The following is a 21,025-nucleotide window of genomic DNA, read 5'->3' on the forward strand; positions in this document are numbered from 1 at the left end:
CGCCGGGCGGTGCCGCATAAGGCCCGGTGCGCAGTAAAAAAGCCGGGTGGCGGCTACGCCTTACCCGGCCTACGAACTACTTCCGGCGCCCGAGGCATTTTCCAATCAGCAGCAGCCCCGCCAGCGCGACGGTGCCGAGCAGGGCTTTGCCCGGCACGCCGGATGTCATCGCCGCAGCGCGGGGTTTAGCCTCCGGGGAAAAACGCCCGTGTATCCGGTGTTCGCCGCCGACCGGTTCGGTCAGGTTGTCCCGCCGGTCAGGTGGGTTGAGCGCCTCGTCCATCTGCCCTTCCCAGGCTTTTTTCACCATCATCCGGTCGAGAAAACCGGGGAACAGGAACTGGCCAACAATCGCTCCGATGGTGCTGCGCCCCACCCACAGCTCGCGCACCGGTCTCTGCGCCACGCCAAAGATGGCCTCGGCGGCGACCTCCGGCTGAAATACCGGCGCCACCGGGCGCATGCTGTAAGCGAACTTATTCCGCGCCCAGTCAAACTGCGGGGTGTTGAGTCCCGGCATCTGCACCATCGCCAGATGCACGCCGCTGCGCTCATGCATCAGCTCGGTTCGCAGCGCGTCGGTAAAGCCGCGGATCGCCGCCTTGGCGCCGCAGTAGGCCGATTGCAGTGGAATGGAGCGGTAGGCCAGCGCGGAACCGACCTGGATAATCACCCCGCTGTCGCGGGGTATCATCTGCTCCAGCGCGGCCCGGGTGCCGTTGACGCAGCCCAGATAGGTCACCTCCGTCACCCGGCGAAATTCATCGTCAGTGATGCTGTAAAACGGGGCCAGGGTGGTACACATGGCGTTGTTTATCCATACGTCGATAGCGCCCAGCCGGTCGGCCAGCGTCTGCGCTGCCCCGCTTAATGCCGCGGCATCGGCCACATCCAGACTTACCGCATGGCAGTTGACGCCATAGTTCGCCACCTCCGCCCGCGTGGCCTCCAGGCTGTGGTTATCCCGGGCGATCAGGCCCACGTCGTAGCCTGCCGCTGCAAAACGCAGCGCCGTGGCCTTGCCTACCCCAGCCGTTGCGCCGGTAATTAACACCACACTCATAGCCTCTCCTTAATGCAGCTGCTTTTTCCAGTGCGGGATCTGCCGCAACAGTTCAGAAAGCGCGTAGCGAACCGCTTTCTCAATCACGTCTTCACACTCGCCGGTGAAGTGCTGCACGGCGGTGGTCACCTCGCCGCGGAAGCACCAGCCAAACCAGACGGTACCCGCCGGGGTGCCATCCTCGCCGCCGTCCGGCCCGGCGTAGCCGCTGATGGCGATGCTGACATCCGCATCGGCCAGCTTCAACGCCCCCTCGGCCATCTCGCCCACCGTCTGGCTACTGACGGCGGTGTACTTTTCCAGGGTGGCATTACTGACCCCCAGCACCTTGTGCTTGGCTTCATTGTTGAAGGTCACCACGCCGGTGCCAAAGAACGAGGCGGTATCCTTTTCTGCACAGAGCGCAGAGGCCACATTGCCGCCGGTACAGGACTCGGCCGTGGTGAGCAGCCAGCCTAAATCGATTAACACCGTCGACACCTGACTGGTAAGTTCCTTGGTGGTTTTGGCCTGGTTCCAGATATTTTCTTTCATGATTCACTCTCTTCGGGAATAATCGAAATATGCCCATTGCGTTCAAGGATTGCGTATTTAATTTTTTCCAGATGATATATTCCGTGGTTTTGTCGGGCCGACACCAGAATGTCATCGCAGGAGACATCCACCTTTTTTAATTTTTCGTTCTGTAATTCACCGTGCACAACCAGAATAACCGGAGAGCCATCAAGCATCGATTCCGCGCCGGAGATATATTTTTTTGCCACGCCGAAAAGCATATCAATCACCACCAGCGTAATAATGGTGAGCATGGCCCCGGTTACCGAAAAATCTTCCCCCAGCAGCGCCTGCTGGGTGGCCTCACTAATAATCAATAACAGGATCAAATCAAAGCTGGTCATTTGCAGCAGCGCCCGCCTTCCGGCGATTTTAAAGACCACCAGCAAAATCAGATAAATCGCCGCCGCCCTGAGTATCATTTCCATACTGGTCCCCTACGGATAGATAAATTGCCAGAAAGAGAGACCCGGCTGATTATTTAACGTGACAGTGGTGACGGTTTTACCGGGTTGATCCGGCGTGCTATAGAGCCAGACGGTAAAATCCTGACGTGGTTTCGCCTCCTGATAAACCAGCACCAGCTCCCCGCCCTCGCTGTGCATTTCGTCAGGCTGCGGCCAGATATTATCGGTTTGCGTTCGCGCCATATATTCCCCGCCAATACGCACTGTTACAGGGGCATTACTTTGCCCCGGCAGGGTAATTTTCAGCTCCAGGGGAGATTGCAGACGGCCAAAACGCTGGTATTCCACCTGCACGCTTTTGGCGGCGTTGGTTTTTGTCGCTTCGCTAAAATAACCGCCCGAAAAAAGCCCCAACAGCGCAGCGGCAATAATCAGCAATAACAGAACGAAACCGAAGCGGTGGGCGTCGTATTCAAACTGCAGTGCGGCATGGCTTTGTTTCACGCCGGGTAAAGGAGGGGAATTTTCTTTTACTTTCGCCATATATCACCTCACCGCTTCGTTTATTAAGATTATACAGCCAGATGATTTTTATAGATAAATTTGATTAAGACTGTTCCTGTTTGCAAAATAAAAAATAGCAACCAGGCTTAATCTGTCAAGCAGGTTAAACCAAGGAGGCAGTATGAAATTAACCGTCGCACCCTTATTGTGTTGTCTTTTAATCTCAGCGGCATATGCCGATGATAATGGTGGACTGAAGAAAGATGCTGCCCCGCCACCGCCGCATTCGCTGGATGAGGGTTACCGCGGCACCGAGGATGCCCGAACCATGACCGTGGAGCAGGCCAAAGAGATGCACGATGGCGCGACCATCTCCCTGCGCGGGAATTTAATTGATGGCTCCGGCGGCGATAAATTTAAATTCCGCGATAAAACCGGCACAATCGATACCATTATTCCTCAGGCTGTATTTGATGGGCGTGAAGTCAAGCCTGACAATATGATCAGCATTAACGGCAGTCTGGATAAAAAGATGAACCCGCCAGTCGTTCGCGTCGACCGCATTCAGAAATAGCGTGTAATTTCACTTAAGTTTCGCGTGGATATTTCCCGACATCCACGTGAAACGCCCCGATATATTCTTTCCCGATACTAACCTACCAGAATTAAGGAGCCCAAAACTCGGATAATTCCGGGCTTTAGGATTAATCCCTCTTTCCTTCCCCTCGCAATACTTAAACAATTTTACACAAATTCACATTGTATTCATTTTGCTTACACAGCACGGATCTGCCGATGAAAGCCCCACACAATATCGCCCTGATAATAACGTCAGCCGCTGGCCTGTCCTTAATGTTCCCTGCCCAGGCGGCAGAGCCGGATAATCAATTTATTATTCAGCAGCAGCGCCAGCGAGCACTGGAGCAGCAATTAACCCCGCCCGTTCCCGATGTGCGTCTTTCTGAGCCCTCATCCGGCTTTGGCAAAATTGCTTTTCCGACGGAATCCCCCTGCTTCCCGATTAACCGCGTCGAGCTGAGCGGCGAGGAGGCCCTGCCCCACTGGCTACCGCTTCAGCGTATTGCGGACCAGGCCCAGGGGCGCTGTCTGGGCGGCAAAGGGATTAACCTGCTGATGAGTACAATGCAGAACCGCATCGTCGACCACGGCTGGATCACCACCCGCGTGCTGGCCCCGTCTCAGGATCTGAAGAGCGGGACGCTGAAACTCGCCATCGTACCGGGCACCATCCGCCACGTGAAGCTGACCGAAGAGAGCGACGACTATATCCAGCTCTACAGTGCCTTCCCGGCCCACGAGGGGAACCTGCTGGATCTGCGCGATATTGAACAGGGGCTGGAAAACCTGCAACGTCTGCCGACGGTGGAGGCCAGCATGGAGCTGTTGCCGGGGGAAAACCCGGGCGAGAGCGATGTGGTGATCGCCCGCAAACAGAGCAAAATGTGGCGTATCGGCCTGTCGCTGGACGATGCCGGGACCGAAACCACCGGGCGCTACCAGGGCGGCGTGACCCTGTCGCTGGATAACCCCTTCTCCCTGAGCGACCTGCTGTATGTCTCTGCCAGCCACGATCTGAACGACAAGGGCGGCAAAGGCAGCAAAAACTACACCGCCCACTACTCGGTGCCCTTTGGCTACTGGATGCTGGGCATCACCGGCAGCGACTACGACTACCACCAGACCGTCGCCGGCCTGAACGAGGATTATCGCTACAGCGGTAAAAGCAAAAACCTCGACATTCAGCTAAGCCGCGTGCTGCACCGCAGCGGCTCGCAAAAAACCACCTTCAGCTACGACGTGCTGGCGCGGGAGACCCGCAACTTTATCGACGATACGGAAGTGGGCGTCCAGCGCCGTCAGACCGCGGGCTGGCGCATCGGGCTGGATCACCGCCACTACATCGGCCAGGCGACGCTGGATGCAGGCATCAGCTATCAGCGCGGCACGCGCTGGTTTGGTGCCCAGCCTGCGCCGGAAGAGTACTGGGGCGATGCTACTGCCCTGAGCAAAATTACCCAGCTCAGCGCCCAGCTCGACCTGCCGTTTGCCATCGGCACGCAGAACTTCCGCTACAACTTGCAGTACCTGCGCCAGATCAGCAACACGCCGCTGACGCCGCAGGATCAGTTCGCCATCGGCAACCGCTGGACGGTGCGCGGCTTTGACGGCGAGCGCACCCTGAGCGCCAGCCACGGCTGGTACGTGCGTAACGATCTGGCCTGGCGCACGCCGCTGCCAAATCAGGAGTTCTATCTGGGTGCCGACTACGGCGAAGTGGGCGGCTACAGCTCGGATCTGCAGGTGGGTAAACACCTGGCGGGCGGCGTGGCGGGCCTGCGCGGCAACGCCTTTAACACCGGCTACGACCTGTTCGCCGGAACGCCGTTCTCGAAGCCGGACGGCTTTGAAACCAGCGATCTCACGCTCGGCTTTAACCTGAACTGGAGCTGGTGATGCGCGTCGGACATCTGGATATCAAAGCGCCGCTGATCCTCGGCGGGCAGGAGAGCGAGGCCGAAGTGCTGGGGGCCACCGTCTGGCTGTGGATGCACTCCCCGATGCACCGGGATGCCCCGCTACACGCCCTCCCCACCCTGCTGCTGCCCATCATTAAGCGCCAGCAGTACGTGCTGGTGAGCGAAAACGACCGGCCGATCTTTTTCCTCAGCTGGGCCTGGCTGAACGAGGAGGCGGAAGCCCGCTACCTCACCCGCCCGGCCATCGAGATGAAAGAAGAGGACTGGGACAGCGGGGATCGGATCTGGTTCTGCGACTGGATCGCCCCCTTCGGCCATACCCCCGCGATGTACAACCTGATGCGCCGCGATATCTTCCCCGACCACGTCTGCCGCGCGCTTTATCACCGCGGCGCGCAGCGTGGCAAGCGCGTGATGCTGTTCCACGGCAGCCACGTCAGCCGTCAACACGCCCGAGAGTGGCAACAGAATCACCCGCTCACCGTAAGCCTGCCGGAAGCGTTTAAAGGAACGAACCATGAATAAGAACCTGTACCGAATTGTCTTTAACAAAGCGCGCGGCATGCTGATGGTGGTGGCGGATATCGCCCGCTCCGGCCGCGCCGGTTCGTCCCGTTCTTCCGGCATCGGCCATACCCACGGCCAGCTTATCGGCAAGGTGAGCGCCATCAGCCTGAGCCTGTGGCTGGCGATGGGGGCCGTGCAGACGGCGCAGGCCACTATCGTGGCGGACGCTGGTGCGCCAAAAAACCAGCAGCCCACGGTCATCAACAGCGCCAACGGCACGCCGCAGGTCAATATCCAGACCCCGTCCGCAGCCGGGGTGTCACGTAACAACTACACCCAGTTTGACGTGGACAACAAAGGGGCGATCCTCAACAACTCGCACAAAAACGTGCAGACCAATATCGGCGGCATGGTGGCGGGCAACCCGTGGCTGGCGAAAGGCGAAGCCAAAGTGATCCTCAACGAGGTGAGCTCCCGCGACCCGAGCAAGCTGAACGGCATGATCGAGGTGGCGGGGAAAAAAGCCCAGGTGGTGATCGCCAACCCGTCGGGCATCACCTGTAGCGGCTGCGGCTTTATTAACGCCAACCGCGCCACCCTCACCACCGGCCAGCCGCAGATGAAAGACGGCGCGCTGACCGGCTTTAACGTCGAGCGCGGCGAAGTGGTGGTCGAGGGCGCGGGGATGGACACCTCCGGCGCGGATTACACCGACATTATTGCCCGCTCGGTGAAGGTTAACGCCGGGCTGTGGGCTAACGATCTGAAGGTCACCACCGGGCGCAACAAGGTGGATGCCGCCCACGAGGCGATCGAAAAAGGCAGCGACGATCCCGCCACTCGCCCGCAGCTGGCGGTGGACGTGGCCAGCCTCGGCGGCATGTATGCAGGCAAAATCCGCATGGTCGGCACCGAGACCGGCGTCGGGGTGCGTAACGCCGGGGCCATCGGCGCTCAGGCGGGCAGCGTGACCCTCTCTGCCGACGGGCGTATCGAGAACAGCGGCACCCTGCGCGCGGGCGACAGCGCCCACCTGCAAACCGCCAGCGAGCTTAACAACAGCGGGGTGATCACCGCCGCCCGGGACGTCCGGGTCAACGCGGCCAGCCTTACCGGGAGCCAGCAGAGCGTGCTGGCCGCCGGGGTGAAGAGCGACGGCAAGCTCGCCGACGCGGGGGATCTGGAAATCAGCACCAGCGGCCAGCTGAGCGCCCACGGGCAAACCCTGGCGGGCGGTAATCTCAGCGCCCGCGGCCAGGGGGTGGACGTCAGCGGCAGCCAGACCCAGGCTAAACGCGTTCTGCTCGACGGCGGCGCGGGGGATGTGAGCACCGCCAGCGCGAAGGTCAGCGCCAGTGAACTGACCGTCCGCAGCGGTAAGATGCTCAACAACGCCGGGGGGACGCTGAGCGCGGAGACGATGAACCTCAGCGCCCACGACCTCAGTAACCAGCAAGGCAAAATCGCCCACAGCGGCAGCGGCGAACTGGCGGTAGACCTGCCGGGCAATATAGATAACCAGCAGGGACAGATTGGCGCGGCGAACGGCGTGCGGCTCAAGGCTGACAAAATCGACAACACCGCCGGGCAGATCGTGGCGGTGGCGGGCAACACCCGGCTGGAGGCCGGAGCCCTGAACAACCAGCAGGGGTTGATCTCTGCCGCTGCGGGCGACGGCGAGATCCAAAGCCACCAGGCGGTGAATAACGCCAAAGGGCGCATTGAGGCGGCGAAAACCCAGCGCATCAGCGCCGGAAGCCTCGACAACCAGCAGGGGGTGATTGTCGCCGACGGCGCTACCCTGGCCCTGAACGGCGGCGCGTTTGATAACCGTTCCGGCTCCCTGCTCTCTCAGGGCTCCCTTAGTCTTGAGAGCGGCGCGCTGAACAACCAGAGCGGCTTCCTGGCGAGCGACGGCGATTTTAACCTTAACGCGGGCGCTATCGACAACAGCGGCGGCCAGATCGGCGCGAACCGCACGTTGACCGCCGGATTCGACACGCTCAGCAATAACGGCGGCGCGCTGAAATCGGTCGGGGCCATGACCCTGAGCGGCGGCCTGCTGGATAACAGCCAGGGCACCACCTTCTCCGGGGATAGCCTCGCCTTTAGCGGCGACACGCTGAACAATACCGCCGGGCAGCTGGCGGCGTCAGAGAGCCTCTCCCTGACCACCACGCAGCTCATCAATAATAAAGGCGTGCTGCAGGGCGACCGCGTGAATGTCACCTCCGGCGCGCTCGATAACCGCGATGGCACCCTCAACAGCCTGGGGGCGCTGAACCTTTCGGCAGGACGTATTAATAACCAGGCGGGCACCCTGGCGGCCAGCGGTGCGGCGGATGTCGCGGCCACGAACCTGGATAACCGCAGCGGCGGACGGGTGATTGGCGAGGCCGATACCGCCCTGCACACCACTAACCTGCAAAACAATGGCGGGCAGATCCAGTCGGTGGGCGATCTGCTCCTCGACAGCGCCCAGGGCGTGCTGGATAACGTCTCGGGGCTGATCCGCAGCGGAAAAAGCGTGACCCTCAATGCCCTGAACTTTATTAACCGCGACACGCTCGGTGAAAATCAGGGGCTGGAGGGCCAGAGCCTGGCGCTGAACACCGGTGCCCTGGATAACCAGCGCGGCAGTATCCTGGCGAACGACACGCTGAATATTGATAACGGCGGCGTGCTGAACAACAGCGCCGGGGCGCTGGCCTCCGGCGGCACGCTGGATCTCAGCGGCAACGGGCTGAACCTGGTCAACGCGGGCGGCACCCTGAAAGCGGGTAAAACCCTGAGCGTAGACGCGGCGTTCCTGGATGCCAGCGGCCAGCTACTGTCGCTGGGGGATATGGATCTCCACAGCACGGGCAGCGTGAACAACACCGGCACTACGATCGCCAACGGCAACCTGACCTTCACCACCGATGGCGATCTGACCAACAGCGGCCAGCTGATGGCGGGCAGCGCCCTCGACGTGCAGACCGCCAACCTGACCAACCTTGCCAGCGGCGAAATCAACGCCGGCAGCACCACCCTGACGGCCACCGGCACGGTGCACAATACCGGACTGATCGACGGGATCGCCACCCGCATCAACGCCAACACCCTCACCAACACCGGCACCGGGCGGATCTACGGCGATGCGGTGGGGGTAAATGTGGATACCTTCAACAACCTCGCCGAAAACGGCACCGCGGCGACGCTGGCCGGGCGCGAGCGCGTGAACCTCGGCGTGCAGACCCTGAATAACGCCGACCACGGCCTGATCTACAGCGCCGGCAGCATGACCATTGGCGGGGCGCTGGACGACAAGGGCGCCGTCACCGGTCGCGCAGGAACCCTTAACAACCACAGCTCGACCATTGAGTCCGCCGGAGATATGGCGATTGCCGCCGGGCAGATCAACAACATCAACGACCACTTCTCCACCGAGGTGGTGCGGGTGTCGCAAGAAGATCTCACCGACTATCAGCACTCCGGTTCCACCAACCGCTGGAGCTCGACTGAGAAAGGCGTCTGGGTGGATGGCAACTCCTCAGACGGGCTGCGTAACCTGAATACGCCAGAAGATACCGGCGCCAATAACGACAATTTCAACCAGTACGACTACACCCGCACGATTGACGAAACACGCATTAAAGAGAGCGACCCGGCGAAGATCCTCGCCGGCGGCAACCTGCTGATGACGGGCGACAAACTGTTTAACGACAAGAGCCAGGTTATCGCAGGCGGCACCCTGGCGATTGACCAGATGGGCAGCGTGAAGAACGAGGACGTGCCCGGCAAGCGTTACACCACCGATGAGGGCACCGTCACCCACTACTACCGTATTCGCCACAAAGGCGATGATGAACAGGGGCGCGATCGCACGGCATATACCCCGCCAACCACCATTCAGGATATCGCCCTGAAACCGGGCCAGCTGATCGGCAACGGCAGCGTTGAGGGGAGCAACCTCAGCATCACCCCGCTGGTGTTGCAGGGAACGGACGTCACCATTGGACAGGCCGCGGGGGTGAAACCCGCGCCACAGCAGACCGTTTCGCCGGGCGAGCCGGTGACCCCGCCGGCCGGACAGCAGTTTGAAGTGACCCCGGCCGACGGCGCGATCCGCATTATCGGCCCGAATACCACCCTGCCGGACAACAGCCTGTTCAAGGTGAACCCATCGGCGGACGTGCCGTACCTGGTGGAGACCGACCCGCGCTTTACCAACGAGCGCCAGTGGCTCGGCAGCGACTATATGCAGGACGCCTTTACCGCCAATGGCGACAACACCCAGAAACGGCTGGGGGATGGCTATTACGAGCAGCGCCTGATCCGCGAGCAGGTGATTGGCACTACCGGCCAGCGCTATCTGGACGGCTACAACAACGACGAAGAGCAGTACAAGGCGCTGATGGATCGCGGCATCACCTTCGGCAAGCAGTACGACCTGAAGATCGGCGTGGCGCTGACGCCAGAGCAGATGGCGCTCCTGACCGGGGATATCGTCTGGCTGGTTAACACCCGGGTGAAGATGCCGGACGGCTCGATGGAGAACGTGCTGGTGCCGCAGGTCTACGCCAAAGTAAAACAGGGGGATATCGACGGCTCCGGGGCGCTGATTGCCGGGAACAATGTCTCCATCAAGCTTAACGGCGACCTGTTTAACCGCGGGACGATTGCCGGGCGTAAAGTCCTGCAGCTGGATGCCGACAACATCACCAACCAGACCGGCACCCTTCAGGGGGCGGACGTCAACCTGAACGCCCGCACCGATATCAACAACCTTGGCGGTGCCATCGTGGGCGATGGCAGCGTGCTGGCCAGCGCCGGACGCGACATCAATCTCATCAGCACCACCACCAGCGCCGACAGCGTTAACGGCGAGAACAGCTTCACCCGCACCACCATCGACAGCGTCTCCGGCATTTACGTGCAGGGCGACGACGGTAAGTTGGCCCTGCAGTCCGGGCGGGATATGACCCTGACCGGGGCGCAGGTGATCGCCAGCGGCGAGAACGGCAAAGCGCAGCTGGTGGCCGGGCGGGATATGACCCTGAACACGGTGGAAACCGCCAGCCGCGATAACCTGGTGTGGGACGCCGACAACAGCCTGAAACAGGGGCAGACAACCAGCGTCGGCAGCGAAGTGACCGGCAAAGGCGACGTCACCCTGGCGGCCGGGAACGATCTCAACGCCCGCGCCGCCGCCCTCTCCGCCGGCGAGGCGCTGAACGTCAGCGCCGGGAATAACCTGACCCTGACGGCAGGCGAAAACACTCAGGATCTGGACGAACGGCATAAAGTGGTGGGCGGTAACGGCTGGCTGTCGAAAACCACCACCACCACCCGCGACCAGATTGACCGTCAGACGGTGCAGAGCAGCGAGCTGAACGGCAACACCGTTAACCTCACCGCCGGAAACGATCTCACCGTGCGCGGCAGCAACGTGGCGGGCAGCAATGATGTCTCCCTGCTGGCAGGCAACAACCTGACCGTGGAGACCCAGGCCGAGCGCAATAACGAGCTGCACCAGAAGCAGGAGAAAAAATCGGGGCTGTTAAGCTCGGGCGGGATCGGCTTTAGCGTCGGCACCCAGAGTATCAAAACCACCGACACCGGCGCGGACGCCACCCAGGCGGGCAGCACCGTCGGCAGCGTCAACGGCGACCTGACTCTTCGGGCGGGGGATCGCCTGACGGTGAGCGGCTCGGATCTGGTGGCCGGTCAGGACATAGCGCTCACGGGTAAAGACGTTGACATCACGGCGGTGAACAACCGCAGCCAGCAGACTCACGAGGTGGAGCAGAAAACCTCCGGGCTGACGCTGGCGCTCTCCGGTACCGTTGGCAGCGCGTTGAACAGCGCCGTCGAGGCCTCGCAGCAGGCGAAATCCTCCGGCAGCGGCCGCCTGCAGGCATTGCAGGGCGTGAAGGCGGCGCTCTCCGGCGTGCAGGCCGCCCAGGCCGCACGGATGGACCAGGCGCTGGGCGCAGACGAATCAAACACCAACACGGTGGGCATTAGCCTCTCTTACGGCAGCCAGTCGTCGAAATCGACCCAGTACAGCGAGCAGAACACCGCTCAGGGCAGCACCCTCAACGCCGGGCGCGATCTCAGCGTGATCGCCACCGGCAGCGGCGCGCGCGGCGCGGATGGGGATCTGACCGTGGAAGGCAGCCAGCTGAAGGCGGGCAACGATATTACGCTTGCCGCCAACCGCGATCTGTACCTGCGCTCGGCGCAAAACACCCAGCTGCTGGACGGTAAAAACGAGAGCAAAGGCGGCAGCGTCGGGGTTGGCATCGGATACGGCTCCGGCGGCGCGGGCATCAACATCTCCGCCAGCGTCAACCGCGGCAAAGGCAACGAGAGCGGCAACGGCACCACCCACAGCGAGACCACCGTGGATGCGGGCCGCCAGGTGAATCTCCTGACCGGACGTGACGCCACCCTGACCGGGGCGCAGGTGAGCGGCGAAACCGTGAAAGCGGACATTGGCCGCAACCTGACGCTCACCTCCGAGCAGGACAGCGATCGCTACGACTCAAAACAGCAGAACGCCAGCGCGGGCGGGAGCTTCAGCATCGGCACCATGACCGGCTCGGCCAGCATCAACCTCAGCCGCGACAAGATGCACAGCAACTACGACTCGGTGGTGGAGCAGACCGGGATCTTCGCGGGCAAAGGCGGCTACGACGTGACCGTGGGCGAGCATACCCAGCTCAACGGAGCGGTGATTGGCTCGACGGCGACCGCCGATAAAAACCGTCTCGATACCGGCACCATTGGCTTCAGCGATATTGAAAACCGCGCCGATTTCGAAGTGGAACACCAGAGCGTGGGCATGAGCACCGGGGGCAGCATCGGCAGCCAGTTTGCCGGCAACATGGCTAACGGCCTGCTGGTGGGCGCCAACCGCGACGGACATGACAGCAGCACCACGCACGCAGCGGTATCGGACGGTACGCTGATCGTCCGCGACCCGACTCGTCAGGTGCAGGATATTAACCAGCTCAGCCGCGACGTGGAGCATGCCAACCAGACGCTCTCCCCTATCTTCGATAAGGAAAAAGAGCAGGAGCGACTCCAGCAGGCGCAGCTGATCGGCGAGATCGGCAATCAGGTGGCGGATATTGCCCGCACCGAGGGCAGCATCCGCGCCACCAACGCGGCGAAAGAGAAGCTTAAAAACGTCAACGCGCAGGACCTGCAGGAGGCGAAAGCGGCGTGGGAGAAAGCCAACCCGGGCAAAACCGCGACGCTGGAAGACATTAACGGCCAGATCTACCAGACGGCGTACAACGATGCGATGAATGCCTCCGGCTTTGGCACCGGCGGGGAGTATCAGCGGGCGATTCAGGCGGCGACGGCGGCGGTTCAGGGGCTGGCCGGGAGCGATCTCAGCGCGGCCCTCGCGGGCGGTGCTGCACCGTACCTGGCGTATGTCATTGGGCACCGCAGCGGGTTGAGCAACGAGGGCAAAGTTGCCGCCCACGCGGTGGTCAACGCCGCGCTGGCCGCCGCCCAGGGGCAAAACGCGCTGGCGGGTGCCGCCGGCGCCGCCACGGGCGAGCTGGTGGGGATGATCGCCCTCGAGATGTACGGCAAATCTGCCGATAAGCTGGATGAAACGCAGAAGCAGACGGTTTCTGCGCTGGCGACGCTGGCGGCAGGCTTATCCGGTGGGCTGGTGGGCGACAGCTCAGCTTCCACAGTTGCCGGGGCTCAGGCGGGTAAAACAACGGTTGAGAATAACTCCGTTGGCGACATCGTCGCGGCACTGCAGGAGGGTAAAACCACCGCGCAGGTGGCCGAAGAGCAGGTGAAGGCCGAAAATGAACGCTATAAGCGCGAAAACTGTGCCGGGATGAGCGCCGAAGCCTGCGCGGTTAAAATGTATACCGAGCGTCGGGAAGCGCTGAAGGATATGGCGTTGTTTGGCGTAGATTTTGTCCCGGTCGTGGGTGATATCAAGAGCTTTGCGGAAGCGCACAGTGCGCTTGATTATCTGGCTGCAACGATTGGCATCATTCCTGGCGCAGGGGATGTTGCGGGCAAAGCCATTAAGGGTGCGGAAAAGGCGCTTAAAGCAGGCGATCTGGAAGCGGCGTCTAAGCTGATTAACCAGGCCAGTGATGAGATTACCTACGTTGCGGGCAGTAAAGGTAACTGGAGCAAAGAGCTAAATAATCCAAAACCAAATGAAGTTTACAAGTTTGGTGATGCTCATACCTTTAAAACAGATGCGCAAGGTAGGACAGTGAGCGTTGAAAGCACACTCTCCTTGTCTAAAAGCGATCGTAATACTTATCAACAATGTAAGGCTGGTAAATGTGGCCTCGAAGGTGATGAGGGTGGTCATTTAATTGCCAGTATCTTTAATGGCCCAGGTGAGAAGCTCAATCTAGTTCCTATGGATGGCAGCCTTAACAAACGTGAATGGAAAAAGATGGAAAATCTATGGGCTAATGAACTGAGAAATGGTAAAAAAGTACAAGTTAAAATCGAGCCGGTATACACAGGAACGAATAACCGCCCTGACAGCTTTAACGTAATTTACTCTATTGATGGAGGTCGTCCTGTTATCAAAGATATCAGCAACTCACCTGGAGGGATAAAATGAAAGAACTAGACGATCTGCATAATAAAATTGGCCAGTTACTGTCTGATGCAGGGCCAGCTAATGCTAAGAAGATTATCACTCGCGCTAAATTAGCGCTGGATGGCGAATCCTGCGAATATGAATATGATTATATTGATCAAGACGATCATGAAGACTGGTTTGTTCCTGACAAGTTAGCCAGTTACGATCTGAGATTGCTGTTAGTGAGAATGCGGGATTTTCACCTGCAAAATAATATGACTAATGGTAAGCCTGCATGGACAAACTGTGAGATAATCATTGACATACCTGAAGGGAAAATAAATATTAACTTCTCCTATAATGATTAATTTACCTTCAATGAATGGGCGATTAAATTGTCCATTCATTTCACAAACCACTAAATTTATATAAAAACCTTTGTTTTTCATTAAAAGTAGTCGAAGAAAGGATCTGATATTTACATAGATTGTCTGATTCGGGTTATCGCTGATATGGTTATTTCCCTTGAATTCACTGGCGAGACTTCCATCTGTCCCGATGGCGCAACCGGGATGATGAAAAGTTTTGCCGCTCCCTGAAAAAAATATTGCCAGATGGAACGAAACGATTATATATAGTGAAGACAGGAGGCTTTAATTTTAATGACAAACAAATCACTTGACCAACTACGGGCAGGATTAGATTGTTACCAATCAAATGGCTATGTCGAATCCAATTCATTTAACGATCCGAATGATGATGCTCTGGAATATCTGGGCATGCTGCTCGTGGATGATCAACCCACAGCGCTAAAGTATTGCCAGAGTTTTTTGCAGCAGTCCCAGGTCAATGATGAACTAAAATCAGCCGCACTTGATTTCTTACTACTGTCTAGTGAATGGAATTTCGCGTATCAGTATCTTTATAGCCAGGCGGAAAGACTTTCTATCCCGGAACTTGAAAAGTCGTTTTTTTATTTTTGTTGTGATAAAAACGAAGCCACACCTTATCCCCTTCCCGAAGGGCTATTCACTAAATTGTTAGCACGATTCGAGGTTGTTAAAAATGAGCCCGATGCTTATTTTTATCATCTTCATGAAGCCTATAATGACTTTGTTAAAACACTTTCCGATACGCAGAATTGACTTTATTGTGGGGGAAAAATCTGCAGTATCTATGTTATGAACTTAAAAGCTCTGAAAATACGGGGATTAAGACGGTAAAGTGACTATCGAGAAAACGACTCTAATCGTAGATAAAATGCAACGTATGGCTACTTTATTAGAATTAGGTGGTTATGCCGAATGGTCAGCTAGTATTTTTAAACTGGCTAAAAAATATGAGCTTGATCCTGATGATACCAAACACATTTTTCTAAATTTCTATGGTGGCATGGGCTCTCTGAACGATCTCGTACTGTACAGAAACGGAAAGGTTTTGATGGATGAAAATGATGAACTCGCTCAGCTCAGACGCGACCTGTTTAACCTTCTTTCCTGAACAAAAATCCCGCTTTCGTAAGTAGTTTCTATGAATTTATTCTTTAACAACCAGGTTATATTATTGTTGAGAAGTACACGCCTGACAGGAGTGATAAAATGACAGTGAAATGGGCTCATTTTATAGATGTTCTTGGTAAAAAGGTAAATTCTGTTGAAGTTATCAACCTGTGTCAGGCTATCGGTGAAACCCCGGTTATATCAGCTGATGCTGGCGAAGGCAAAGTCGACATGCTCCCTGGATGGATCAATGGCTGGTCAAAGTATGATTACGGCAACCACTCAGTACATCTTCAGTACACAGAGCATAATCACCTGTGTCACGAAACGTTGATTAAAAATTAGAACGTCCTGATTTATAATATTTTTTTCAAATTTTAGCCCGGATCGATGTAAAGCGATTACGGGCTTAAATATTGGTAGTAGTCTTTATCCTGCTATACTGCCGTCTTCCATAAAGGGAGCAAATATCCCTGGGTAAAGGGAAATAATGATGGGTTACTGGTTCTATAACAAGATGGAAAAATTGGGGACCGGGGCGCAGCGAGCAAACAATTTTAACAGGTGACGGTATGGCTAATAGCCTGAATGACGTTATTGAAGAGTTAAAGGTAGTGTCCGGGAACGAGAGAAGTAATATTCCTTTACCGGATGATGATCTTATTTCTAAATATGAAGGAGAAACAGGCTTTTCTTTTTCACCTGACTACAAGAAACTTCTTAAGGAAGTTGGCAATATCTATTATGGAACAATCGAACTATTATCTGTCACAGAAGACAAAAAATTCTATGGCGAATTGTTAACGGCTATAAATGATGCGAAAGAACTTGGCGTGCCTGAATCGTGGCTACCCATATGTGAAGATAACGGTAGTTATTATTGTTTAGACCAACAAGGTCGTGTCCAATATTGGACTGGCGATGGTGCTAGTGAAGAGCAATGGCCTGATTTAGCCGCCTGGGTGAAAGATGTCTGGATCGATGGCAACTAAGGTAAGTCAAGGTAAATATTTATCTGGAAAACCCTGTAGCCATAAAAGATGATTTTTGGAGCACCTGTAGAAGCGGTGCTCCAAAAAAGCCAGGGTCCTGGTATTGCCCTCATACCCTGGACATTACCTGAAAAACGCGTCGACTGTGATGAAATAAAATACATTTTTCTAAGTTTCTATGGCGGCATGGGATCTCTGAACGATCTCGTATTGTACAGAAACGGAAAGGTTTTGATGGATGAAAACAATGAACTCGCTCAGCTCAGACGCGACCTGTTTAACCTTCTTTCCTGAATAAAAATCCCGCTTTCGTAGGTGGTTTCTATGAATTTGTTCTTTAACAACCAGGTTATATTATTGTTGAGAAGTACACGCCAGACAGGAGTTACAAAATGACAGTGGAATGGGCTCATTTTATAGATGTTCTTGGTAAAAGGGAAAATTCTGTTGAAGTTATCAACCTGTGTCATGCTATCGGTGAATCCCCGGTTATATCAGCTGATGCTGGCGAATATAACGATCCCGATGGAAAAACGAAGCACTATAAATTTTATCAGTCTGGTATCGAGATGGGGTTTCGGAAAGACTGCTTAAATCATATTCATTTTTACTTTGGCAATGAAGATGGATATTCACCCTTTACAGGCAATTTTATCCCCGGAATTAAAGGAGGGATGGACAGGGCATTTATTACAAAATTGTCTGGAAAACCCACTTTGTCTGGCGAAGGCAAAGTCGACATGCTCCTTGGGTGGATCAATGGCTGGTCAAAGTATGATTACGGCAACCACTCAGTACATCTTCAGTACACGGAGCATAATCACCTGTGTCACGCAACGTTGATTAAAAATTAAAAAACCATTATTTGTAACGGTTTTTATCAAACTTTAGCCCGGATTGGTGTATAGAGATTACGGGCATAAATATTGCCTCATTTGAGTTAATTTATCTTTCAGGAGGAATGATGCGTCAATCCCAGGATATTTATAATGACATTGGTTCAGGATTGCTCTCGATCGCGCCTGATACTGCGGTGAGTTTACTTATGACTATGTCGATAAACAGGGTCACCAGCATTGGGTCACTGATACAGCAGATGCCAGTGCAAGACTTTTAGATCTTTTGGTCGAACTGAGGAATTTTTTTGTTGATAACGTTCAATCACTCGAAAAGCCCTTCTGGCGGGGCTGTGAGGTAACGGTAAACGTTGAAACACTCAGGATTAACATTGACTTTAAATATGAGAACTAAAATGACTATGTATTTGGAAAAACTCTTATCCGTTTGCAGTGGTGATATTTCATCATGCAAGGGGCATAAACTAACCTCAGGCTTTCATAATTACCCGCTGATTGATGATTTAACGACTTTATTAAACAACAGAAACGGCTTTTATGGTTTTGAGTCAGCCTTGCATGTTTTCCCTTTAGAGACAGATGGGGAAGAGATCGGCGTAATTGACTGGAATGACAATAGGTTATGGATTGATTGTTACGATGATCTTGCTCATAACGCCATTTTCTTTGCTGAAGATGTTTTTGGCGGTCAATTTTGTATAAAACAAGATGGCATATACACGTTCGATCCAGAGACAGGCTCTTTTGATTACCTTGCGCCTGATATCAATGAATGGTGTAAACAAATACTTGAAGACTATGAGGTATTAACGGGCTACCCACTGGCAAACGCATGGCAGAAAAAGTATGGTTCAATACCTGCGGGTTATCGCCTGGTTCCCAAAATTCCGTTTGTTGCGGGTGGCGAGTATGAGCCTGATAACCTTTACTTAGAAAAATCGGCAGTAGCAATGAAAGCAAGAGCCAATATTGCACTGCAAATAAGAGATGTTCCCGATGGTAGCAACATCCGGCTAAGGTTAATTGACAGGGATTAATACAGGGAATTGCAAATGAGACGTCTTATTCCTGGCATCGTTTTTTACTGAGTGGCTGCGTGGTGGCCGATATGGACTCTACCAACCACACCGCCTTTCCCTACTCCTGGACGTTCCAGAAGCCCGCAACAATGGGCCATACCGATCGGGTACAGCGTAAAGCCGATCTTTATGCCTGCGGCGTCGATAAAAATATCGATGTAGACAGTCCAGCATGGGGCAGAGGCAGTAGCTATCCGGGGAAGACCACAAAGCAATATTTGCCCGGGTAGAAAAAGTGGAAGCCTGCATGCAGGATAAAGGATATGTGGTGCTGGGCTTCGATGAGTGCGGGCCGCTCAAAGCCCCCACGGGAAAATGTAATTAAGTGTTCAACTATGACGAAGTAAGGGCGAGAAAATATGCGCGAATCCCAGGCTATTTATAATGATATTGGCTCGGTCTTAGTAGCCGCAGCGCCCGATAGCGCCGCAAAAATCATTGCTCGCGCTGAGCTGTCGCCCGAAGATAACCACTGCAAATGTGAGTTTGATTATGTGGACAGCACCTCAGGTGAGACAAACTGGTTTACTGCAGGCGCACAGGCCAATGCTGATTTGCTGGACCTTCTGGTTGAGATGAGGAATTTTTTTGTTGATAACATCTCATCACAACAGCCCGCGTTCTGGCACGCCTGTGAAATAACGGTCGATGTTGAAACGCTCAGAATCGCGATTGATTTTAAATACGGCGATTAGTAGACAATAAAATATGACGACTAAGCGCAACACCCTACCAATATAGGGGAGGCAAATTCCAGGACTATTCTGGCCTTTAAGATTATTCCCTATTTCATCGCCTGCCAAAACAACCAACAATTTTATCGCCTTAATTTGCAGTGGAATATCTCCAGCCTGATGGTTGGGGATATATGGCATTACACATAAAAAATGACAACAAGGATTACGGAAAATGAAAAAAATTACCCTGGCGGTATGCGTTGCGGCGAGTCTGGCAAGCGGCGCTGCTCTGGCGGATAATCACACCGTTTCGGTGGGTTATGCGCAGAGTAATGTTGAAGACTTTAAAAATATCCGCGGCGTGAACGTTCAGTATCGCTACGAGTGGGATTCCCCGGTAAGCCTGGTGGGTTCATTTACCTATATGAGCGGCGATCAGGACGAGCATTATTATCTCGCTTCCGATTCCATTAAAAATCACATCGAAGTGAAATATTACTCCCTGATGGCAGGCCCGGCGTATCGCCTTAATGAATTCGTTTCCCTGTATGCGCTGGGCGGTGTTGCTCGCGTGAAAGCAGACGGCCACACCACCTGGGTGAACGGCGGCGACAACTATACCGAGCGCAACGGCATCGATGACAAATCGACCTCTTTCGCCTACGGCGCGGGCGTACAATTCAACGCAACGCCTGATCTGGCGATCCACGTCGGTTACGAAGGTACCACTGCCGACCTGGGCGATGACTACGGGATCAACGGCTGGAACCTGGGTGTGGGTTACAGCTTCTGATTGGCGCGCCCTGATGCCGGGTGGCGGCTACGCCTTACCCGGCCTACGGTCCATGGGTTTTGTAGGCCCGGCAAGCGCTGCGCCGCCGGGCATTACAGACCGCACTCTTCCCCGGCCTGCATAATATGGGCGATAAACTGGGTTAACTTCGGCAGCGGCCGCAGATCCTGACGCCATAAAAGATGCACCGGTCGGGGTTGTGGCGTGTAACTTTCCAAAACACGTATCAGCCGACCATTCGCCAGCTCGTCCGCCACCAGCACCTCCGGTTGTAACAGCAATCCCGCCCCGGCAATCGCCGCCATCCGCAGCCCATACCCGTCGTTACAGCGCAAGATCGCATCGCGCTTCCAGCGCACTTCCCCCTCGACACCCGGCAGCCGCCACTCGTTGCGCGCGGTCCAGACGGTGTGGGAGAGACAAAGATGCTCCACCAGATCGTCCGGCGTTTGTGGCGTGCCGTGACGGGCTAAATAGTCCGGCGCGGCGCAGATCACCATCCGGTAAGGACAGAGGTATTTCGCTACCAGATCCCCGGTGTGGATATCGCCAATGCGGATAGCCAGATTCACCCCCTCCTCCACCAGATCGACCATCCGGTTAGTAAGATCCAGCTCGACGCGCACCTCCGGGAAACGCTGCAAAAAGGTGGCGGTCAGCGGGGCAATCACGCACCCGCCGAATGAGGTGGGCGCGGTCACCCGCAGCGTGCCCGCGGGCGCGGTACGCAGACGCTCCACCGAACGTTCGGCGATGGCGACCTGCTCGATAACCCGCTTTGCCTCCTCAAACCAGACCCGCCCGGCGTCGGTCAGGCTCTGGCGGCGGGTATTGCGCTCCAGCAGCCGGGTGCCGAGCTGCGCCTCCAGCCAGGCGATATACTTCCCGACCATCACCGCCGACATCTCCAGCCGGGCGGCGGCACCGGTAAAGCTGCCGCTCTCCACCACCGCGATAAAGGTTTCCATGCCGCGAAGCTTATCCATATTACAAACCTCTGGTTAATAATGATCTAACTTTAGCCC

General features: G+C 55.8%; 19 protein-coding genes. 14 read left to right on the forward strand and 5 right to left on the reverse strand.

The window, feature by feature from the left end:
• Positions 1 to 76: 76 nt before the first annotated feature.
• From GNG27_RS18020 to GNG27_RS18035, 4 genes are read right to left on the reverse strand one after another with little or no spacing between them, the layout of a single operon-like run.
• On the reverse strand, positions 77 to 1,063 hold the full coding sequence (locus tag GNG27_RS18020; RefSeq protein ID WP_156264461.1) for an SDR family oxidoreductase: 987 nt from the start codon (positions 1,061 to 1,063) through the stop codon (positions 77 to 79).
• Between the two features lie 9 nt (positions 1,064 to 1,072).
• Positions 1,073 to 1,597, reverse strand: coding sequence for a 2-oxo-tetronate isomerase (locus tag GNG27_RS18025; RefSeq protein ID WP_142486816.1), 525 nt, complete (start codon positions 1,595 to 1,597; stop codon positions 1,073 to 1,075).
• A complete protein-coding gene (locus GNG27_RS18030) occupies positions 1,594 to 2,046 on the reverse strand; it encodes a DUF421 domain-containing protein (RefSeq protein ID WP_156264462.1) in 453 nt (150 codons plus the stop codon). Before GNG27_RS18030 ends, GNG27_RS18025 begins: the two co-directional genes overlap by 4 nt.
• Positions 2,047 to 2,055: 9 nt before the next feature.
• Positions 2,056 to 2,568, reverse strand: a complete 513-nt coding sequence (locus GNG27_RS18035) for a hypothetical protein (RefSeq protein WP_142486818.1) — start codon at positions 2,566 to 2,568, stop codon at positions 2,056 to 2,058.
• 142 nt (positions 2,569 to 2,710) lie between these two features.
• Here GNG27_RS18035 and GNG27_RS18040 point away from each other — a divergent pair, with 142 nt between their 5' ends.
• The 14 genes from GNG27_RS18040 to GNG27_RS18105 all read left to right on the forward strand — a co-directional run bounded on the left by GNG27_RS18040 (position 2,711) and on the right by GNG27_RS18105 (position 20,000).
• Complete coding sequence (locus GNG27_RS18040) at positions 2,711 to 3,103, forward strand: YdeI family stress tolerance OB fold protein (RefSeq protein WP_142486819.1); 393 nt, start codon at positions 2,711 to 2,713, stop codon at positions 3,101 to 3,103.
• A gap of 278 nt (positions 3,104 to 3,381) precedes the next feature.
• On the forward strand, positions 3,382 to 5,004 hold the full coding sequence (locus GNG27_RS18045) for a ShlB/FhaC/HecB family hemolysin secretion/activation protein (RefSeq protein WP_231600467.1): 1,623 nt from the start codon (positions 3,382 to 3,384) through the stop codon (positions 5,002 to 5,004).
• A complete protein-coding gene (locus GNG27_RS18050; RefSeq protein WP_156264464.1) occupies positions 5,004 to 5,552 on the forward strand; it encodes a toxin-activating lysine-acyltransferase in 549 nt (182 codons plus the stop codon). The genes GNG27_RS18045 and GNG27_RS18050 overlap by 1 nt, the downstream gene beginning before the upstream one ends.
• The gene (locus GNG27_RS18055; RefSeq protein WP_156264465.1) at positions 5,545 to 14,142 is read left to right on the forward strand and encodes a hemagglutinin repeat-containing protein; all 8,598 of its coding nucleotides are present in this window, start codon (positions 5,545 to 5,547) and stop codon (positions 14,140 to 14,142) included. The genes GNG27_RS18050 and GNG27_RS18055 overlap by 8 nt, the downstream gene beginning before the upstream one ends.
• On the forward strand, positions 14,139 to 14,471 hold the full coding sequence (locus tag GNG27_RS18060) for a hypothetical protein (protein WP_142486823.1): 333 nt from the start codon (positions 14,139 to 14,141) through the stop codon (positions 14,469 to 14,471). The genes GNG27_RS18055 and GNG27_RS18060 overlap by 4 nt, the downstream gene beginning before the upstream one ends.
• A gap of 294 nt (positions 14,472 to 14,765) precedes the next feature.
• Positions 14,766 to 15,248 carry a hypothetical protein gene (locus GNG27_RS18065; RefSeq protein WP_142486824.1) on the forward strand — a complete coding sequence of 161 codons (483 nt, stop codon included), beginning with the start codon at positions 14,766 to 14,768 and terminating at the stop codon, positions 15,246 to 15,248.
• Positions 15,249 to 15,327: 79 nt separating this feature from the next.
• A complete protein-coding gene (locus tag GNG27_RS18070) occupies positions 15,328 to 15,603 on the forward strand; it encodes a hypothetical protein (protein ID WP_156264466.1) in 276 nt (91 codons plus the stop codon).
• A 98-nt stretch (positions 15,604 to 15,701) separates the two neighbouring features.
• Complete coding sequence (locus tag GNG27_RS18075; RefSeq protein WP_156264467.1) at positions 15,702 to 15,947, forward strand: hypothetical protein; 246 nt, start codon at positions 15,702 to 15,704, stop codon at positions 15,945 to 15,947.
• A gap of 227 nt (positions 15,948 to 16,174) precedes the next feature.
• Positions 16,175 to 16,594: an SMI1/KNR4 family protein gene (locus GNG27_RS18080; RefSeq protein ID WP_156264468.1), complete on the forward strand. Its 420-nt coding sequence runs from the start codon at positions 16,175 to 16,177 to the stop codon at positions 16,592 to 16,594.
• Between the two features lie 392 nt (positions 16,595 to 16,986).
• Entirely contained in the window at positions 16,987 to 17,448 is a 462-nt protein-coding gene (locus GNG27_RS18085; RefSeq protein ID WP_156264469.1) for a hypothetical protein, read from the forward strand.
• A 374-nt stretch (positions 17,449 to 17,822) separates the two neighbouring features.
• The gene (locus GNG27_RS18090) at positions 17,823 to 18,488 is read left to right on the forward strand and encodes an SMI1/KNR4 family protein (protein ID WP_197090543.1); all 666 of its coding nucleotides are present in this window, start codon (positions 17,823 to 17,825) and stop codon (positions 18,486 to 18,488) included.
• 71 nt (positions 18,489 to 18,559) lie between these two features.
• Positions 18,560 to 18,760 carry a hypothetical protein gene (locus tag GNG27_RS18095; protein ID WP_231600410.1) on the forward strand — a complete coding sequence of 67 codons (201 nt, stop codon included), beginning with the start codon at positions 18,560 to 18,562 and terminating at the stop codon, positions 18,758 to 18,760.
• Positions 18,761 to 18,889: 129 nt separating this feature from the next.
• The gene (locus GNG27_RS18100) at positions 18,890 to 19,225 is read left to right on the forward strand and encodes a hypothetical protein (RefSeq protein WP_156264470.1); all 336 of its coding nucleotides are present in this window, start codon (positions 18,890 to 18,892) and stop codon (positions 19,223 to 19,225) included.
• Between the two features lie 214 nt (positions 19,226 to 19,439).
• Positions 19,440 to 20,000, forward strand: coding sequence for an Ail/Lom family outer membrane beta-barrel protein (locus GNG27_RS18105; RefSeq protein WP_156264471.1), 561 nt, complete (start codon positions 19,440 to 19,442; stop codon positions 19,998 to 20,000).
• Between the two features lie 92 nt (positions 20,001 to 20,092).
• On the opposite strand, the gene GNG27_RS18110 is transcribed toward GNG27_RS18105, so the two are convergent.
• Positions 20,093 to 20,986 (reverse strand): LysR family transcriptional regulator, encoded by an 894-nt coding sequence (locus GNG27_RS18110; protein WP_156264472.1) that lies wholly within the window; start codon positions 20,984 to 20,986, stop codon positions 20,093 to 20,095.
• Positions 20,987 to 21,025: the final 39 nt, after the last annotated feature.

This window comes from Leclercia sp. 119287 (assembly GCF_009734485.1).
GTDB classification, from domain to species: Bacteria; Pseudomonadota; Gammaproteobacteria; order Enterobacterales; family Enterobacteriaceae; genus Enterobacter; species Enterobacter adecarboxylatus_C.

Coding starts and splice junctions, on each gene's coding strand:
- GNG27_RS18020 (WP_156264461.1), bottom strand. CDS start 1,063: ATGAGTGTGGTGTTAATTACCGGCGCAACGGCTGGGGTAGGCAAGGCC.
- GNG27_RS18025 (WP_142486816.1), bottom strand. CDS start 1,597: ATGAAAGAAAATATCTGGAACCAGGCCAAAACCACCAAGGAACTTACC.
- GNG27_RS18030 (WP_156264462.1), bottom strand. CDS start 2,046: ATGGAAATGATACTCAGGGCGGCGGCGATTTATCTGATTTTGCTGGTG.
- GNG27_RS18035 (WP_142486818.1), bottom strand. CDS start 2,568: ATGGCGAAAGTAAAAGAAAATTCCCCTCCTTTACCCGGCGTGAAACAA.
- GNG27_RS18040 (WP_142486819.1), top strand. CDS start 2,711: ATGAAATTAACCGTCGCACCCTTATTGTGTTGTCTTTTAATCTCAGCG.
- GNG27_RS18045 (WP_231600467.1), top strand. CDS start 3,382: ATGTTCCCTGCCCAGGCGGCAGAGCCGGATAATCAATTTATTATTCAG.
- GNG27_RS18050 (WP_156264464.1), top strand. CDS start 5,004: ATGCGCGTCGGACATCTGGATATCAAAGCGCCGCTGATCCTCGGCGGG.
- GNG27_RS18055 (WP_156264465.1), top strand. CDS start 5,545: ATGAATAAGAACCTGTACCGAATTGTCTTTAACAAAGCGCGCGGCATG.
- GNG27_RS18060 (WP_142486823.1), top strand. CDS start 14,139: ATGAAAGAACTAGACGATCTGCATAATAAAATTGGCCAGTTACTGTCT.
- GNG27_RS18065 (WP_142486824.1), top strand. CDS start 14,766: ATGACAAACAAATCACTTGACCAACTACGGGCAGGATTAGATTGTTAC.
- GNG27_RS18075 (WP_156264467.1), top strand. CDS start 15,702: ATGACAGTGAAATGGGCTCATTTTATAGATGTTCTTGGTAAAAAGGTA.
- GNG27_RS18080 (WP_156264468.1), top strand. CDS start 16,175: ATGGCTAATAGCCTGAATGACGTTATTGAAGAGTTAAAGGTAGTGTCC.
- GNG27_RS18085 (WP_156264469.1), top strand. CDS start 16,987: ATGACAGTGGAATGGGCTCATTTTATAGATGTTCTTGGTAAAAGGGAA.
- GNG27_RS18095 (WP_231600410.1), top strand. CDS start 18,560: ATGGACTCTACCAACCACACCGCCTTTCCCTACTCCTGGACGTTCCAG.
- GNG27_RS18100 (WP_156264470.1), top strand. CDS start 18,890: ATGCGCGAATCCCAGGCTATTTATAATGATATTGGCTCGGTCTTAGTA.
- GNG27_RS18105 (WP_156264471.1), top strand. CDS start 19,440: ATGAAAAAAATTACCCTGGCGGTATGCGTTGCGGCGAGTCTGGCAAGC.
- GNG27_RS18110 (WP_156264472.1), bottom strand. CDS start 20,986: ATGGATAAGCTTCGCGGCATGGAAACCTTTATCGCGGTGGTGGAGAGC.